Origin of the sequence: Streptomyces sp. NPDC058157 (assembly GCF_042884105.1) — a bacterium.
Lineage (GTDB): Bacteria > Actinomycetota > Actinomycetes > Streptomycetales > Streptomycetaceae > Streptomyces.
The window spans coordinates 69,673-86,196 of record NZ_JBHVUQ010000001.1 but is presented as its reverse complement, the minus strand read 5'-3'; the positions used below and the strand labels follow the sequence as shown (position 1 = coordinate 86,196).

Annotated in this window: 11 protein-coding genes; 5 read left to right on the top strand and 6 right to left on the bottom strand. The window is 72.9% G+C overall.

Translation table 11 applies throughout. The annotated features are described in order from the left end of the window. Nucleotides 1-14: 14 nt before the first annotated feature. A complete protein-coding gene (locus ACFVXK_RS00330) occupies nt 15-359 on the bottom strand; it encodes a hypothetical protein (RefSeq protein ID WP_389608888.1) in 345 nt (114 codons plus the stop codon). On the opposite strand from ACFVXK_RS00330, the gene ACFVXK_RS00325 reads away from it, so the two are divergent. Further along, nucleotides 358-855, top strand: coding sequence for a hypothetical protein (locus ACFVXK_RS00325; protein WP_389608886.1), 498 nt, complete (start codon nt 358-360; stop codon nt 853-855). The genes ACFVXK_RS00330 and ACFVXK_RS00325 overlap by 2 nt on opposite strands. 80 nt (nt 856-935) lie before the next feature. On the opposite strand, the gene ACFVXK_RS00320 is transcribed toward ACFVXK_RS00325, so the two are convergent. Both ACFVXK_RS00320 and ACFVXK_RS00315 read right to left on the bottom strand, forming a co-directional pair. Then, entirely contained in the window at nt 936-2,009 is a 1,074-nt protein-coding gene (locus ACFVXK_RS00320) for a hypothetical protein (protein WP_389608884.1), read from the bottom strand. Nucleotides 2,010-2,055: 46 nt separating this feature from the next. Beyond that, nucleotides 2,056-2,643: a TetR/AcrR family transcriptional regulator gene (locus ACFVXK_RS00315; RefSeq protein ID WP_389608882.1), complete on the bottom strand. Its 588-nt coding sequence runs from the start codon at nt 2,641-2,643 to the stop codon at nt 2,056-2,058. A 165-nt stretch (nt 2,644-2,808) separates the two neighbouring features. Between ACFVXK_RS00315 and ACFVXK_RS00310 the strand changes: the two genes are divergently transcribed. Further along, complete coding sequence (locus tag ACFVXK_RS00310; protein WP_389608880.1) at nt 2,809-3,804, top strand: alpha/beta hydrolase family protein; 996 nt, start codon at nt 2,809-2,811, stop codon at nt 3,802-3,804. Between the two features lie 37 nt (nt 3,805-3,841). Here ACFVXK_RS00310 and ACFVXK_RS00305 read toward each other — a convergent pair whose 3' ends face one another. Genes ACFVXK_RS00305 through ACFVXK_RS00295 form a run of 3 tightly spaced genes read right to left on the bottom strand, consistent with a single transcriptional unit; the run spans nt 3,842 to nt 6,899 of the window. Continuing rightward, nucleotides 3,842-5,188, bottom strand: coding sequence for an FAD-dependent oxidoreductase (locus ACFVXK_RS00305; RefSeq protein WP_389608878.1), 1,347 nt, complete (start codon nt 5,186-5,188; stop codon nt 3,842-3,844). Continuing rightward, the gene (locus ACFVXK_RS00300; RefSeq protein WP_389608876.1) at nt 5,185-6,159 is read right to left on the bottom strand and encodes a prenyltransferase; all 975 of its coding nucleotides are present in this window, start codon (nt 6,157-6,159) and stop codon (nt 5,185-5,187) included. The genes ACFVXK_RS00305 and ACFVXK_RS00300 overlap by 4 nt, the downstream gene beginning before the upstream one ends. Continuing rightward, nucleotides 6,156-6,899: a methyltransferase gene (locus tag ACFVXK_RS00295; RefSeq protein ID WP_389608874.1), complete on the bottom strand. Its 744-nt coding sequence runs from the start codon at nt 6,897-6,899 to the stop codon at nt 6,156-6,158. The genes ACFVXK_RS00300 and ACFVXK_RS00295 overlap by 4 nt, the downstream gene beginning before the upstream one ends. A 426-nt stretch (nt 6,900-7,325) precedes the next feature. On the opposite strand from ACFVXK_RS00295, the gene ACFVXK_RS00290 reads away from it, so the two are divergent. From ACFVXK_RS00290 to ACFVXK_RS00280, 3 genes are all read left to right on the top strand, one after another. Next, nucleotides 7,326-7,892: a hypothetical protein gene (locus ACFVXK_RS00290; protein WP_389608872.1), complete on the top strand. Its 567-nt coding sequence runs from the start codon at nt 7,326-7,328 to the stop codon at nt 7,890-7,892. Nucleotides 7,893-8,202: 310 nt separating this feature from the next. After that, nucleotides 8,203-8,967, top strand: a complete 765-nt coding sequence (locus tag ACFVXK_RS00285) for a maleylpyruvate isomerase family mycothiol-dependent enzyme (protein WP_389608870.1) — start codon at nt 8,203-8,205, stop codon at nt 8,965-8,967. Between the two features lie 246 nt (nt 8,968-9,213). Next, nucleotides 9,214-16,518: an amino acid adenylation domain-containing protein gene (locus tag ACFVXK_RS00280; protein WP_389608868.1), complete on the top strand. Its 7,305-nt coding sequence runs from the start codon at nt 9,214-9,216 to the stop codon at nt 16,516-16,518. The last annotated feature ends 6 nt before the right edge of the window (nt 16,519-16,524 follow it).

Sequence of the window (16,524 nt, the reverse complement as noted above, 5' to 3'; positions counted from 1 at the left end):
ATCACACGCGCGGTTCAGGAGGTGGGATCCTCGGTGAACCAAGCGCGGGCTTCCTGCTCGTTCGGCCAGATGAAGGCCGGGATGGCTGCCACCAGCAGGGCGATCCCCAAGATCCGGAGTACCAGCAGGAGCGGCAGGGCCAGGCCGAGTGCCGTCCAGCCGTATCCGCGGGCGGAGAGCCGCAGGCCGGCATGCGCTTCCCCCGCCTGACTTTGGTCCGACCGGCTGGATGTGACGGTGGTTCGTGCCGGGGTGCCCCGTGCGGCGGCGCAGGCGGGGCTATCAAGGGAATCGGACGGAATCGGATGGACCTTCGCCATCCGCCCATTTCCGAACATCAACCTCAGGAGTCGCATCATGCGCCCCATCGGAGCGGCCTGCCTCGGCACGGCCACGCTGGTCACCCTCCTCGCCTGCACGCCCGTCGCGGCCGCCGCGGCGGACACCGGTTCCGCCCAGGCCATGGACAAGGCCCGGACCATCACAGTCCTGGCCGAGGTGCAGCAGTTGACCCGCTTCCCCGTCACCCCCGGCAGCGTCTCGCAGGGCGATCAGGTCGTCGTCCGCTCGGACCTCTTCGACGAGGCGCACAAGAAGGTCGGCGAGAGCCACGGCACCTGCACCACCACCCGGGGCGGCGCCGATGAGGCGGAGCAGTGCGTCGTGACCTACGTCCTCCCGGGCGGCCAGCTCACGGTGCAGGGGATGTACTTCAACTACCTCGACCAGGGTCCCTTCGACAACGCGATCACCGGCGGCACCGGCGACTACAAGAAGGCTCGCGGCTCGGTCCACTCCGACACGATCGCCACGAGCCCCAAGGTCGTGAGGCGCTTCACGATCCACCTCGTCTGACGGCTCCCGGCCTCCGCACCCCGGCGGCGGCACGGGCACACGGCGACCGCCCCGCAGCCGGTGTGCCGGCTGTGGGCAGCTCATTGGATCAGGTCGGTGTGGGGGTGCTCGGGGGAGGCGGTGCAGACGTAGATCTGCATGTTGTCCGTGCTGCCCACTTCCACCCCCGTCGGCTGGGAGGGGTCCTGGCCGGCGTAGTGGGAACGGGAGGCGTGGGCCTGGTCTTCCTGCGGCACCCAGGTGCGGCTCTCGTCGCCGTCCCACTCCGAGGAGGCGATCGTCAGCAGCGGGGCCATCCGTGCCTCGCACACGGCGCAGTACAGGGGGGCCGGATCGGTGCGGCCCCACGGGGACCAGCCGCCGACCTTCCAGCCGGGCGCGTTGCCGAGATGAACGGCATAGAACTCGCCCGGATATCCGGCCCAGGAGCTGTCGACGTCGGCGCCGGCGGCCTGCCACCTGCTCCAGTCGTCCAGTAGCAGCTGCAGCTCCGGGCTCAGTTCCAGGCTGTTGGGGTACTCGGTGATCGCTTCGGGCGCCAGTACGCACGGCTCCGGCACGTAACCGGGATGGTCCGCCTCGTACGGCTCCGGTGGTGCGGTGAGGACGTCGCCGACCTCCGCGGCCGACCGCCAGAAGAGTGCGGTCGACGGCTTGTGTTCCGGTTCGTGCTCGTACGGGCACCAGAGGACTTGCAGCAGATCGGCCTGCCCCGGCGGCCGCAACAGGGGCACATCACGCAGGAACAGCTGAGCCACGGGCAGCATCGGGACCGGGCAGTCGGCGGGCCCGGGAGGGCCGGCTTCGGACCGCTCGGCGAGCCAGGCCGCATTGCGCTCCCGGAGGGCCGCCTCCTCGGGCAGCAGCGTGGGCGCCGGACCCTCAGGGCGCCACCGGGAGGACAAGCGTCTGTCGAGGCGCACTTCGGTCGGCGACTTGCGGAATCCGCTGTCCACGTGCAGGTGCGCGTCATGGCAGTGCGGCCACGGTTCCCCGGCGGGCCACAGCAGCGGCCCGCCGACCGAGCTGTCCCGGACCGAAGGCGACCCCGGGCGCGGATGCAGCCGTATCGCAGGGCGCGCCAAGGCGGCCAGCTCGGGGAAGACGGCTGTCACCTCGATCGGCCGCGGCGGAGTGGTGCGTACGAAGCTCATACGGAGGATCCTGCCACCAGCCACCGACAGCCTCCCCCTGCCTCGTTCAGGGGAGCCGCAGTCCCTGGAGGAGCAGCTCGATCAGCCGTCGGGGTTCGTAGCGGGGGTCGCTGTCGCGTCCGATGCAGAGGTTGCCGATGCCGCGCAGCAGCTCGTACGGCTGTGTGCCGGACCTGATCTCGCCCGCGGCGACGGCGGCGTCGAGCAGTTGGGCGCACACGGGCATCAGCCGGTCGAGGAAGTGGGCGTGCAGCGTGGCGAAGCGGTCGCTGTCGGACTGGAGGGCGTCGGCCAGCCCGTGCTTGGTGACCAGGAACTCCGTGAAGAGGTCGACCCACTGGCGCAGTGCGTCGAAGGGGGAGTCGGCACCGGCCAGCAGCTTCGGGCCGGCTTCGGCGCAGGTCTCGATCTGATGGCGGTAGACGGCCGTGACCAGGTCCGCCCGGGTGGGGAAGTGGCGGTAGAGCGTCCCCAGCCCGACCCCCGCCCGGGTGGCGATCTGGCGGATCGGTGCGTCGACCCCCGAGGTCAGGAACACCTCCGCGGCGGCATCGAGCAGCGTCTGCTGGTTGCGTACCGCGTCTGCCCGCTTGCTGCGGGCGGACGCTCCTCCGGCCGGTCCTGCTGTGGGCACCGCGCTCTCCTTCCGGCGGCCGTTGACGAAACGGATCAGCGTTCCGTATTGTAAATGGAACAACGATCCGCTTTCAGGTTACCTGACTGCGGGACTCCGCCGTACCCGCCGCCCCGACGCGCCGTCGAACGGGGCGCGCCGGGCGTCCTCGAAGGGCACACGACCATGAGTGAACCCGCCCGCACGACCGACACCCTCCACGCACCCACCCCCGTCCTCTCGGTCGGCCCGGTGGTGCTGCCGGCCCCCGGCCGTGCCGTGGACCTCGAGCTGCGCGTCTCCGCGCCGATGACCGGGAACGAGCTGAACCAGCTGCCCGTCATCCTCCTCTCGCACGGCCTCGGCTTCTCCAACCACCTCTCCTCGCTGCACGGTTACGCCCCGCTCGCGGACTTCTGGGCCGCACGCGGCTTCGTCGTGATCCAGCCCACCCACCTGGACTCAAGGACACTCAGGCCGCAGCCCGACACGCCCGGGTCCGTCGCGCACTGGCGCACCCGCGCCGAAGACATGACACGCGTCCTCGACCGGCTCGACGCGATCGAGGAGGCCGTCCCGCAGCTCGCCGGCCGCCTCGACCGCAGCCGCGTAGCCGTCGCCGGGCACTCCATGGGCGGGCACACGGCGAGCCTGCTGCTCGGTGCCCGGCTCACCGACCCCCACGACGGGGCCACGGTGGACCTGGCCGATCCCCGGATCAAGGCGGGCGTCCTGCTCGCCGCGCCCGGCCGGGGCGGCGACGCCCTCACCGCGTTCACCGCGGAGAACTACCCCTTCTTCCGCACCACCGACTTCTCCACGATGACGACGCCCGCCCTCGTGGTCGCCGGAGACAAGGACGACTCCGCCTTCCTCACGGTCAGCGGCCCGGACTGGCACACCGACCCCTACGTCCTCGCCCCGGGCCCCAAGACCCTGCTCACCCTGTTCGACGCGGAGCACGGGCTCGGAGGGGTCTCCGGATACGACGTCGCCGAAACCACGGACGAGAACCCCGAGCGGGTCGCCGCCCTCGCCACCCTCGCCTGGGCCTACCTGCGCAGCGAGCTCTACCCCGGGGACGACGCCTGGCAGTCGGCCCGCGACGCCCTGACGGCCGGTCCCGCCCCGGTCGGACGGGTCGAGTCCAAGGAGGCCCCGGGCACGCCGTCCACGGGCTGAAGCCGACGTCCATGCGTCCGACGGCCATCGGCCGCTCCTAGGGGCGGCCCGGATCCCGAAGGCCCTGCCGTTTCAGCGCGGCACGGATGACGCGGGGACGAAGGAGTGTGGTGGGCGGGGCGCTGAGGCCCGCCACCCGGATCAGGGCGTCCGTGGCCGCGGGGTCGTGCGGCGCCGCACTGTGCAGCCGGGTCACGTAGGCGTTGCCCAGGCGGGCGGTGAGCGCGCGAGCCCCCCTGCCCGCCGTGTACTGGAGGTCCCTCGTGGTCGACAGGAACCACGGGCGGTCGACGATCCTGCCGACATCGCGCATGAAGGCCCGCGAGCTCGGGTCGGTGCCGTGTTCGAGATGGGTGCGCAGGGCCCTGACCTGCATGGCGGCCACGGTCATGCCCTGGCTGTAGCTGGGGTTGAGGCTGCACACTGCGTCCCCGAGTACGAGCAGCCGCTCGGGAAGGCGGGGCAGCCGCTCGTAGCGTCTGCGGACGCTCGCCGGAACGTGGAAGGCGGTCGGATCCGTCAGGGGTGTGGCGTCGCGGATCCGCTCGTAGACGTCCGGGGCGGGAAGGGACCGGCAGAACCGGAGGTATCCGTCCGGGTCGGTGGGCGGATGGTCACCGAGAATGCCGGTGAGGGACAGGTAGCAGGTGTCGTCGTCGGCGCGGCCCAAGACCGCCCCTCGCGGGTGGGCGGGTGAGGCGAGGCAGGTCAGGAACTGTGCGCCGTCGAGGGACCGCCGGCTCCGGTACAGGCGTGTGACGTAGGCGAGGCCGATGGCCATGCGGTCTTCGGGCGGCCGTTCGTAGCCCAGCTGCTCAAGCCATACCGGCGTGCGCGACCCGCGGCCGCAGGCGTCGACGACCAGGTCGGCGCCCAGGCTGATCTCGGCGGAGGCGTCCGCGGCGGTCGGCCGCAGCCGGATACCCGTCACCCGGCCGCCGCACGCCGTGGCCTCCAGCCCGGCCAGCTCGGTCCGCTCGAGGAAGGCGACCCCCGGGAGCGCGGCCACCTTGCTGCGGATGTAGTCCTCCAGCACGGGGCGCCGCGTGGTCACGGTCGGCAGGCCGGTCTGCGCGGGCCGGAACCGTTTGCCGTTGAAGTACCAGTGCTGCTCGCCCAGGTCTCCCATCGGGAACCGCGCGCGCCGGAGCTCGTCGAGGATGCCGGGGAACAGTTCCTCGAGGATCACGCAGCCGCGGGCGTGCAGACCATGGGCGTGGCCCGCGTGAGGGGTTCCGCGCCGCAGGTCCCGTACGCCGACGACCTCGTCGCGTTCGACGACGACGACCTCGCGGTAGAAGTCGGACAGCACTCTGGCCGCGAGCGTGCCGCTGATGCTGCCCCCGACCACGACGGCCCGGTCGCCGACGGTACCGGTGGTCATGAGGGGTGTCCCACGATCAGCGCGGCGGCGAGGCCTGCGGAGCCGAGGTCGATGGAGAGCAGCACCAGGAACCGGGCCGTGCGCAATCTCCGTTTGTACACCCCGTACCAGAGCTGGACCAGGTTCAGGACGAGGACCGGAGCGGCGAACACGAGCGCGCCGGGCCTCAGCGACGTCGTGCCGAACAGCACTGCCAGCAGTACCGCGTGCACCGCCACCAGCGCGTGGAGCCCGACGGCGAACCACGGCGGGGGCAGCATGACGGCGAGGGTCCTGCGGCCCACGGCCGCGTCGCCGGACCGGTCGGAGGCGTTGCCGTAGGACACGACCAGGAGCAGCCACAGTCCGAACACCGAGCCCACCAGCAGTGCCTCGCGGCTGATGGTTCCGGCGACGATCCAGTAGGGCGTGATCACGGTGCAGGCACCGGTGACCAGGATCGCGGATTCGAGCCCCAACGGGCGGTAGCTGAGCCTGATGCCGCACGAGTACTGGACGCCCAGGGCCTGGACGGCGAGCACGACGACGAGCGTCAGCGCGGGTACCCGCGAGCCGAGGACGCCGGCCCCCACCGGAATCGCGACGACGCCGACGATCCCGGTGACGAGGGCGAATCCGACGGCCTGGGGCAGGGACAGCTCGCCGGTGATCAGGGGCTTCCTGATCCTCGTCACCGCAGGCCTGCCCCGGTAGTTGTGCTCGTCACTGCCGTTCAGATACCCGGTGACGTCGTCGGCGGCGGCCGCACTCCACTGCACGGCCAGGGTGGCGACCAGCACACAGACCAGGGCGAACGCGTCCTGTCGGCCTACGTCGTCGAGGAAGCCCTCCGATCTCAGGAGCAGCAGCCCCAGGGCCCAGCCGTAGACGTAGTGGTACATCCGGGCCTTGCCGAGCCTGAGGTAGCTGATGATCCTCGGCCGGGAGTTCACCGACGTGGTGACCGGCGGTGGTGCGTACACGGAGATCACGCGGCCTTCACGCCGCCGGCGCCGCCGGTCACCTCCAGCAGCCGGAACGTGACGGGTACACCTCCCGCGTGGCGGGTCGCCCGCCGCCGTTCGGTGAGCCGTGCACCGGATGCCGCGACCAGGTCGTTCAACCGGCCGGTGTCGCCGAGGCTGTTGAAACCCAGGAACATCCGGCCCGCGGACGTGAGTCGCCCCAGCCCCTCCCGGAGAAACCGGTCATGAGTGGCGTAGCCGCGGTCGAAGATCGCGTGCTGGAGCCGGCGGGTGTAGACGAAGTCATCCGGAGCGAGGACGACGTTGGAGTTCCAGAACACCACGTCGAACTTCTCGCCGGCCGCCACGTTGCTGTAAAGATCGCTGCGCAGGGCCCGGATGCGATCGGCCACCCCGTGGCGGGCGGCGTTGAGCGCGGTGTTGCGTACCGCTGTGGGATTGATGTCAACGGCTGTGACCCGTGAGCACCCTCGCAGGGCGGCCATCACGGCCGTCACCCCGGCACCACAGCCAACCTCCAGGAAAGTTCCACCCTCGGGAAACGGCAGCCACTCGGTGAAGAGAGCAGTGGACGCGGTGCGGGTCGGAGCGAATACCTGGGGGAGAAGTCGCCACTTGAGCCCGGCCATCTCGAACTGCCGGGGCCGCGATTCCTCACCGTGCCGCTCCACCAGTTGCAGGCCGATCCCGAATGAATCGCCGCCGGTCGTCGGCAGGGCAGCGGAATCGATAAGAGAATGTGCCACGGAATATCCTTCTCATGTGATCGCTCACGAGGTCTGCCGCGATGACGGGTCGTGACCTTACGCGCCCAGCGGGAGGGTGGTCCGCAGCACCGTCGCGCAGACCCCCCGTGCGCCACGCCGGCAACGTCCGCCGACCGGGTGGTCCCCGACCCTTGCCGCACCCTCTGCCCGACCGGAACGGGACACGCCGCCGACCGGCCGCGTCACACTCCAACGAGTGACCCCCGAGCGGGTTCGAGCGGACCGGCTCGACGGCGGATGCCCCGTACCCCGAACGCCGAATACCCGTCCCTTCGAAGGGGATTCACTCGTTTGCTCGCTCCAGCGCGAGGCTTCGGTCTTCTATGGTGATCACCAACCCCCCATTCGACGATCGGAGTTCCCTTGCGTCGCCGTTATGCAATTTCCTTGGCCTGCGCCCTACTCATGGCAAGTGCGGCTTCTTACGCCGTCGCCGCCGACGTGCGGATCGGGGGCGTCACCGGCGGGCACGTCGACTGCTTCCCCACCGAGGCCATGACGGCTGTACTCAAAGAACGGGGCATCAACCTCGAGGCCGTGGCGCCGGCCGACGCCCTTTCCGGCGGCGGCGTCCGATTCGATGAGCTGTCCGGTTCGATGAGCTCGACCTTCCAGGGCAAGCTGGACATGAAGGGGGGTATTTCCCTGGCCGGCAAGGACGGGACTCGACTCAACGTACTGGAACTGTCCGGCGAGACCCCGCTGGGCGCCATGAGCGCGACACCGGAAACGGCACGGGCGGGGCAGGCCGCACAGAAGGGACCGCGAGCCGAGGTCGCCTATCCCTTGGCGCCCGGTACCGTCGGTGGCCGTCCCACGGGCCTGACCACCTTCGAGGTCACGGTGGGCGCCACGGACTTCGCGCTGAAGGAAGCCGGTGCGACGCGCATCAACGACGCCTTCGGTACCACCCTCGCGAAGGACGCGACGTTCATGAAGTGCACGGCCGAACTCCGGGGCAGTCTGGGCTGACACGTGCCCGGCGAGAACGCCCGGGCCGCAAGTGGTCCTTCCCGGATTGCTGGATGAGGGCCCCGCGCCCTCCCCACGTCGCGCCGCCGTTCCGCTTTCGCCGGGTGCCCACACGCCGGCGAGCCGGCGGCGCGCCGGTCGGCTTACGGCCGTGGAACGCGGTCACCGGAGCGAAGACCGCACCGCTCACGGCAGGCGACGCACGCCGCCGCTGGGACGGCCGCCCCGCCACCCGGCGGCTCAAGTGAGGGGTCTGCCTGCCGGTCTTAATCGAGTGCGGGAGTTCCGGTCCGGGTGGTACAAGGTCCGCGTGACTGATCATCTCTCCTTCCCCACCCTGCTGCGGATGATCGACGAGCGTTCCGCCGCGTTCCGCGCCGCCGTCGCCGCAGCCCCCAGCCTCGACGCCGACGTCCCGTCCTGCCCCGGCTGGACGCTGTACGACCTGGCGAACCACCTCAGTGAGGGGGACCGCTTCTGGGCCCACATCGTGCTGAACACCGCGCCGGGCGACGAACGGCCGGCCAAGGACGGGCTGGCGGCGCCCAGGGAGCGCGAGGCCCTCATCACCTGGCTGGCCGACGCGACGGAGCAACTGCTCACCGCTCTGCGCGCGGCCGGCCCGGACCGGGGCTGCTGGGCCTGGTGGGAGCCGCTGGCCTCGCCGCACACGGTCGCCGCCGTGGCCCGCCGCCGCGTCCCGGAATCGCTGATCCACACCTACGACGCCCAGCTGGCCTCCGGTACCCCGCAGGAGCTGCCGACGACCGAGGCGGTCGACGCCATCGAGGAGTTCCTCGCCACCGTCTGCACCGTCACGGTCCCGTGGCCGGGCGAGCCCGCCACCATGGACTACCACACGGCCGAGGCCGGCTCCTGGCGCCAGACGGTGGACGCCGCCGGCTCCCGCTTCTCCCGCCTCACCGCGGCGGAGGCCGCCGAGAGCAAGCCCACCGCAGCCATCCACGGCACGGCGAGCGAGATGGCCCTGCTCATGTACATGCGCATCCCGGCCGGCTCGGTGCGCGTCGAGGGCGACGCCGACCTGCTCCGGCAGCTGCAGGACTGGGGCTGAGCCCGGCCGGCAGACGGATCGGTTCCGCATGACGCGCAGCGGCTCGTGGACGCGACCACGCTCACCGCGCGGGGCGCGTGAGGCCGGGTGAGGTACTCACGCAGGTCGGCCACGGCCCATGTCACGTGAACCGGGGACCGGAAACAGGCGACTTCACCCGAATCGATGCTGTTCCTAGGCTGGCCTGGCAAGCAAGCGGAGCATGCGTCGCGGGCCGGTCACCGGTGCGGCGCCGAGGGAGTTGTCTTGGCCAGTCACGATCCGATCGAACGCCCTGCGCAGCCGTCGTTCAGCGCGTTCCGCGCCTCCGGAGCGCAGCAGCGGATGTACTTCCTCCAGCAGCTGGAGGAGGGCAGGCCGACCTACCACATGCCCGTCTTCTACGGCCTCGAAGGCCCGGTGGACGAGGCCGCGCTCCGCGCCTGTGCCCAGGGGCTGGTCGACCGGCACGAGGCGCTGCGCACCCGGTTCGTCCTGCGCGACGGCGAGCTGTGGCAGCACATCGACACCGAGGCCGCCCTCGTCTGGTCCTGCGCCACCGCGGGCGGAGCCGGGGACGTCGAGGAGTGGATGGCCGCCGAACACCACCGGCCCTTCGACCTGGAGTCCGGACCCCTCTTCCGGGCGGCCCTGCTGCACACCGCCGAGGGCGCGGTCCTCGCGCTCGCCATGCACCACATCGTCGCCGACGGCTGGTCCGTCCAGATCCTCGCCCGCGAGCTCCTCACCGCGTACGCCCACCACGGCGACGCGCCCGGCGGCACCGCCCCCCAGGCCCCCGAGTACCAGTACGCCGATTTCTCCGACTGGCAGGAGGAATGGCTCCGCGGCGCCGCCGCCCAGCGCCAGCTCGCCTACTGGGAGAAGCAGCTCGACGGCGAACTGCCCGACGCGCCCCTGCCCCGCGACGGCCGGCCCGCCGCGGGAGCGGCCCGCGGCGCGGCGGCGCTGCACTCCTTCGAGGTGCCGGCCCCGGTGCTCGCCCGGATGGAGCGCCTGTGCCGGGACACCCACAGCACCCCGTACACGCTGATGCTGGCGGCCTTCCAGATCGTGCTGGGCCGCTACACCGGCACCGACGACGTACTCGTCGGGACGCCGGTGGCGGGCCGGGGCCGCAAGGAGTTCCAGGACACCGTCGGCCTGTTCGTCAACACGCTGGTGATCCGCGCCGACCTGTCCGACGATCCCGCCTTCCGGGTCCACCTGGAGCGCGTACGGGACACCGTGCTGGACGCCCAGGACCACCAGGAGCTGCCCTTCGAGCGCGTCGTCGACCGGATCGCCGCCGGACGCACCGGTGCGGAGGCCGCCCCCTTCCAGGTCATGTTCGGCCTGCACGACGAGGACGGCATGACCGGCGGCCTGCCCGGCCCGAAGGCCACGCTCCTCGAAGGACCCGCCGGAACCGCCAAGTTCGACCTGACCTTCGACGTGGTCCGCACCGGCGGCGCGCTGAGCTGCCGGCTGGAGTACCGTGCGGACCTGTTCGACTCCGCCACGGTCCGGCAGTTCGGCCGGCACTTCGCCCGCCTCCTGGACGCCGCCACCGAGAACCCCGAACTGCCGATCGGCGCCCTGCCGATGCTGTCGGCCGACGAGCGGACCGGCATCGGCTCGCCGCTCCCGGACCGCGCCGCCCTCCCGCACACCCCGGGCGAGCGCACTTGCGTCCACGAGATCTTCGCCGGACACGCCGCCCGCACCCCCGACGCGGTCGCCCTCGTCCACGAGGGCACCTCCCTCACCTACCGCGAGCTCGACACCCGCGCCAACCGGCTCGCGCACCGGCTGCGCGCCCTCGGCGTGGGCCCCGACACCCTCGTCGGACTGTGCCTGCCCCGCTCCGCCGACCTCGTCGTCGGCCTGCTCGGCATCCTCAAGGCCGGCGGCGCCTACCTGCCCCTCGACCCCGACAACCCGCCCGAGCGCCTGCGCCACATCGTCCAGGACGCCCGCCTGGAGCACGTCGTCGGCACCACCGGCACCCGCGCCCTGTGGGACGCCCCCGGCCTGCACACCGTCGACCTGCTCGCCGACGCCCCGCTCCTGGCCGCCGAACCGGACACCGCGCCCGACACCGGCGTGACCCCGGACCACCTGGCCTACGTCATCTACACCTCCGGGTCCACCGGCCTGCCCAAGGGCACCCTGGTGCCCCACGCCAACGTCACCCGGCTGTTCTCCGCCACCGACCACTGGTTCGGCTTCGGCCCCGACGACGTGTGGACCCTCTTCCACTCCATCGCCTTCGACTTCTCCGTCTGGGAGCTGTGGGGAGCCCTCGCCCACGGCGGCCGCCTCGTCGTGGTCCCGTACGGGACCAGCCGCTCGCCCGAGGAGTTCCACCGGCTGCTGCGCGCCGAACGGGTCACCGTCCTCAACCAGACCCCCTCCGCCTTCTACCAACTGGCCCGGGCCGACGAGGAACACCACCGCACGGCCGGACCGGCGGGCTTCGGGCTCGCCCTGCGCCACGTCGTCTTCGGCGGGGAAGCCCTCGACGTCGCCGCCCTCGCCGGATGGTTCGCCCGGCACGGCGACACCGCACCCCGCCTGGTCAACATGTACGGCATCACCGAGACGACCGTGCACGTCACCTACCGGCCGCTGACCGCCCGCGACGCCGAGGAGGGCCGCGGCAGCGTCATCGGCGTGCCCATACCCGACCTGCGCCTGCACCTGCTCGACCCGCGCGGCCGGACCGTCCCGCGCGGCGCCGTCGGGGAGCTGTACGTCGCCGGAGCGGGTCTGGCCCGCGGCTACCTGCGGCGGCCCGAACTCACCGCCGAGCGCTTCCCCACCGCACGCGCCGAAGGTGTCGCCGACGCACCCGCCGGGCCCTCGGCCGGTGAGCGGCTCTACCGCACCGGAGACCTGGCGCGGGCCCTGCCCGACGGGGACCTGGAGTACCTCGGCCGCATCGACCACCAGGTCAAACTGCGCGGCTTCCGGATCGAACTCGGCGAGGTCGAGGCCGCCCTGGCCGCCCACCCCCTCGTCGACGCCGCGGTCGCCCTCGTCGCACCGGATCCCGCGGGCAGCGACGTCCTGGTCGGCTACCTGGCCGTGACCGGGGCCGACGACGGAGCGGGTCCCACCGTCGAGGAGATGCGCGAGCACCTCGCGCGGCGGCTGCCCGGCTACATGATCCCCGGCGCGTTCGTCACCCTGCCCGCCTTCCCGCTGACCGCCAACGGAAAGACCGACCGGCGCCGGCTGCCCGCCCCCGGCTCGGCCGGCCGCACCCCCACCGCCGCCTACGAGGCGCCCCTGGGGCCGGTCGAGACCGCGCTCACCGAGGTCTTCGCCCAGGTCCTCGGGCACGAACGGGTCGGCGCCCTGGACAACTGGTTCGCCCTCGGCGGGGACTCCATCCGCTCCCTCCAGGTACTCGCCCGCATCCGCGAACGGGGCCTCGACCTCACCGTCGCCGACCTCATGAGCCGTGGGACGGCCCGAGCCCTCGCCCCGTACGTCACCCAGCGCGACCTGGCCGCGGCCGCAGCCGTCGCCCCGTACGAGCCGTTCGCCCTCCTGACCCCCGCCGACCGCGCCGCCCTGCCCGAGGGACTGGAGGACGCCTACCCGATGACCCGGCTCCAGGCCGGCATGCTCTACCACAGCGACCTGCCGTCGGCCGGCGGCCGCGTCTACCACAACGTGGCCTCGTACCTGGTCGAAGCGCCCTTCTCCGAGGACGCCTGGCGGACCACCGTCGAGGTCCTCGCGGCCCGGCACGAGATGCTGCGCACCTCCTTCGACCCGCACGGATTCACCGAGCCCCTCCAGCTCGTCCACCGAGGCGCCCGCCCGGAGCTCACCTTCGAGGACCTGCACGGCCTCGACGACGAGGCGCAGCGCACCGCCGTCGCCGCCCGCTACGCCGCCGAACGCGACCGGCCCTTCGACTGGGACCGGCCCCCGCTCATCCGGTTCCACGTCCAGCGGCTCTCCGACACCCGGCTCCAGCTCCTCGTCGCCGAGCACCACGCCGTCCTCGACGGCTGGAGCGAACGCTCGCTGCTCACCGAACTCGCCACCTGCTACACCGAGGCGCTCGCCGCCCAGGCCCCCGCGGACGGCCCCTCCCCGCAGGCCGGCCCCCGCTCCCGGTTCGCCTCCTTCGTCGCACTCGAACGGGCCGCGCTGGCCGACCCGGGGCAGCGCGCCTTCTGGACCGGCAAGGCCGCCGACGCCCCCGCGACCCGGCTGGCCCGCCCGGCGGCGACCGGCGGACCCGCCCGGATGTCCTGGTACCTCGCGCCCCTGCCCGAGGACCTGCACGCCCGGCTCACCACCCTGGCCGCCGCATGCGGCGTACCGCTGCGCACCGTCCTGCTCGCGGCCCACCTGAGGACCATGGCCCTGCTGGGCGGCGGCGACGCGGTCACCACCGGCGTGGTCCACAACGGCCGCGCCGAGGAGACCGACGGCGACAAGGTCGTCGGCGTCTTCCTGAACACCCTGCCGCTGAGCGTGGCGGTCACCGGGCTCAGCTGGCGCGGCCTCGTCGGCCACGTCGCCGCCGCGGAGGCGGAACTGCACGCGCACCGCCGCTTCCCGCTCGCCGAGATCCAGCGGCTGGCCGGGGGAGGCCCCCTCTTCGAGACCTTCTTCAACTACACCCACTTCCACGTGGAGCGGGACGGGCCGGCCGACGGCGCGTTCACCGTGCTGGAGGAGACCGGAGAGGCCGGCACCGACTTCGCCTTCGGCGCCGAGTTCTCCCGCAGCCCCGACGGCGCCCTGCTGGAACTCGGCCTGCGCTTCGACGCGGCCCAGTTCTCCGAGGACCAGATGGCGAGCGCGCACCTCTCCTACACGGCCGCCCTGCGCGACCTCGCGGAGTTCCCGGACCGCGACTGCACGGCCGCCGACCTGCTGCCGCAGGCCGAGCACCACCGCTACGCCGAGTGGAACCGCACCGCCGTCGCCTACCCGCGGCCGCACGTCCTGACCCGGCTGATCGACGAGCAGCGGGACCTGACGCCCGACGCCCCCGCCGTCCGCTTCGAGGGCGCCGAGCTGACCTACCGCACCCTCGACGCCGAGGCCGAGCGGCTGTGCGCGGCCCTGCGTGAACGGGGCGCCGGCCCCGGCACGTTCGTGGGCCTGCTGCTGGAACGCTCCCTGGCCCTGCCCGTCGTACTCCTCGCCGTCCTCAAGTCCGGCGCCGCCTACGTCCCGCTGGACCCGGAGCACCCCGCGCCGCGCGTACGGTCGCTGCTCGCCGAGTCCGGCATCGGCCTGGTGGTCACCGAGGGCGCGTGGGCCGAGCGGCTGGAGGGCTCCGGGGTCACCGTCCTGCGACCGGACGAGGTCGCGACGGGCACGGCGGGTCCGGCCCGGGCGCCCGAGCCGGCCGACCCGGCGTACATGATCTTCACCTCGGGATCCACCGGCAAGCCCAAGGGGGTCGTGGTCTCGCACCGCGCCATCGCCAACAGGCTGCTGTGGATGCAGGACGCGTACGGGCTGACCCCGGGGGAGCGGGTGCTGCACAAGACGCCGTACACCTTCGACGTCTCCGTGTGGGAGCTGTTCTGGCCGCTGCTGACCGGCGCCACCCTGGTCCTCGCCCGCCCCGGCGGCCAGCGCGACCCCGGCTACCTCGCCGCACTGATCGAGGCCGACAGAGTCAGCACGGTGCACTTCGTCCCGTCGATGCTCAGCGTCTTCCTCGACGACCCCGCGGCCGTGGCCGGCGCGGCCGGCCTGACCCGGGTGGTCTGCAGCGGCGAGGCCCTGCCGTACGAGGTCCAGCGCAGGTTCTTCGAGCGGCTGCCCGGCGTCGAGCTGCACAACCTCTACGGGCCCACCGAGGCGGCCGTCGACGTCACCTCCTGGCAGTGCCGGCCGGACGGCGGCGACACCGTGCCCATCGGCCGGCCCATCGCCAACATGCGCACCCACGTCCTGGACCGCCGCCTGGCCGAGGTCCCCCTCGGTGTCACCGGTGAGCTGTTCCTCGAAGGCGTCGGCCTCGCCGACGGCTACCACGGACGACCCGAGCTGACGGCCGAGCGGTTCATCGAGCACACCGGCCCGGACGGCACCACCCGGCGCCTCTACCGGACCGGCGACCTGGCCCGCCACCGCCCCGACGGAGCCCTGGAGTACGCGGGCCGCACCGACCACCAGCTCAAGATCCGCGGATTCCGCGTCGAGCCCGGGGAGATCGAAGCCGTCCTCGCCGAGCACCCCGGCGTGCGCGACTGCGCGGTCCTGCCCCGCGGCGAACGCCTCGTCGGCTACTTCGTGCCCGAGGCCGCCGGCCCGGACGCCGCACCCGCCCTGGACCCGGGCGTCCTCGCAGCCCACGCCCGGGAGCGGCTCCCCGAGTACATGGTCCCCTCCGCCTGGGTGTGCCTGACGGCCCTCCCGCTGACCGCCAACGGCAAGCTCGACCGCGCCGCCCTGCCCGACCCGGACCCCGCCGACCTGCGCGGCGGCGTCGAGCCGGTCCCGCCCCGCGACGCCCTCGAATCCCGCCTCGCCGGGATCTGGGAGCACCTCCTGGCCGCCGGGCCGGTCGGCGTCCACGACGACTTCTTCGAGTCCGGCGGGCACTCCATCGACGCCCTGCGCCTGATCGGCCGGATCAACCGGGCCTTCGGCGAACGCCTCGGCGTCTCGGCCGTCCTGGAGCACCCGACCGTCGCCCGCCAGGCCGAGCTGCTGCGGGGCCGCCACGTCGCCGTGGGCCCGGACCCGGTGGCCCCGGACCCGGTGGTCCGCCTCCGGTCCGAGGGCACCCTCGACCCGATCTTCCTCGTCCACCCGATCGGCGGGAACGTCTTCTGCTACCGCACCCTGGCCACCGAACTGGGCACCGAACGGCCGGTGTTCGGCCTGACGGCGCCCGGGCTGACCGACCCCGCGGCGGCCCCCGAGGCCACCGTCGAGGAGCTGGCCGCCGCCCACCTGGAGGCCCTGCGCCGGATCCGCCCCACCGGCCCCTACCACCTGGCCGGCTGGTCCTTCGGCGGGCTCCTCGCCCACGAGATGGCGGTCCAACTGCGGGCCGCCGGACAGGAGGTGGCGACCCTCGCACTGCTGGACACCGGCTACCCGGAGCCCGGCTCCGTCCCCGACGACGAGTGCGAGCTGCTGGAGTGGTTCCACGAGGACCTGGCCCGCTCCGCCGGCTTCGACCCCACCGACGAGGACCTGTCCGTGCTGCGGAGCGCCCTGCGGAGCGCCGCCGACGCCCCCGCCCGGCTCGCCGTCCTCGCCGAGCAGGTGGAACGCGAGGGCTTCGCCCCCGGCCTGGACCCGCGGGACCTCGCCCGGCACCACGCGGTGTTCCGCACCGGGATCCGCGCCGCCGCCGCGTACGAACCCCCGGCCGCCCCCTGCCCGGTCCTCTTCCTCCAGAGCACGACCGGGGCCCGACAGCAGGCCGCCGACCGGTGGGCCCGGAGGGCCGGGGCGGGCTTCACCCGCCACGACGCCGCCACCGACCACTACGGGCTGATGCGGCCGCCGCACAGCACCCGGGCCGCCGCCCTGCTGCGCGCCGCCCTCGCCGCGGCCGACCACCGCTGAACGGGT

Excerpts from the sequence above, each read along its gene's own strand:
- ACFVXK_RS00325 (WP_389608886.1), top strand. The coding sequence starts at position 358 with ATGCGCCCCATCGGAGCGGCCTGCCTCGGCACGGCCACGCTGGTCACC.
- ACFVXK_RS00330 (WP_389608888.1), bottom strand. The coding sequence starts at position 359 with ATGATGCGACTCCTGAGGTTGATGTTCGGAAATGGGCGGATGGCGAAG.
- ACFVXK_RS00320 (WP_389608884.1), bottom strand. The coding sequence starts at position 2,009 with ATGAGCTTCGTACGCACCACTCCGCCGCGGCCGATCGAGGTGACAGCC.
- ACFVXK_RS00310 (WP_389608880.1), top strand. The coding sequence starts at position 2,809 with ATGAGTGAACCCGCCCGCACGACCGACACCCTCCACGCACCCACCCCC.
- ACFVXK_RS00305 (WP_389608878.1), bottom strand. The coding sequence starts at position 5,188 with ATGACCACCGGTACCGTCGGCGACCGGGCCGTCGTGGTCGGGGGCAGC.
- ACFVXK_RS00290 (WP_389608872.1), top strand. The coding sequence starts at position 7,326 with ATGGCAAGTGCGGCTTCTTACGCCGTCGCCGCCGACGTGCGGATCGGG.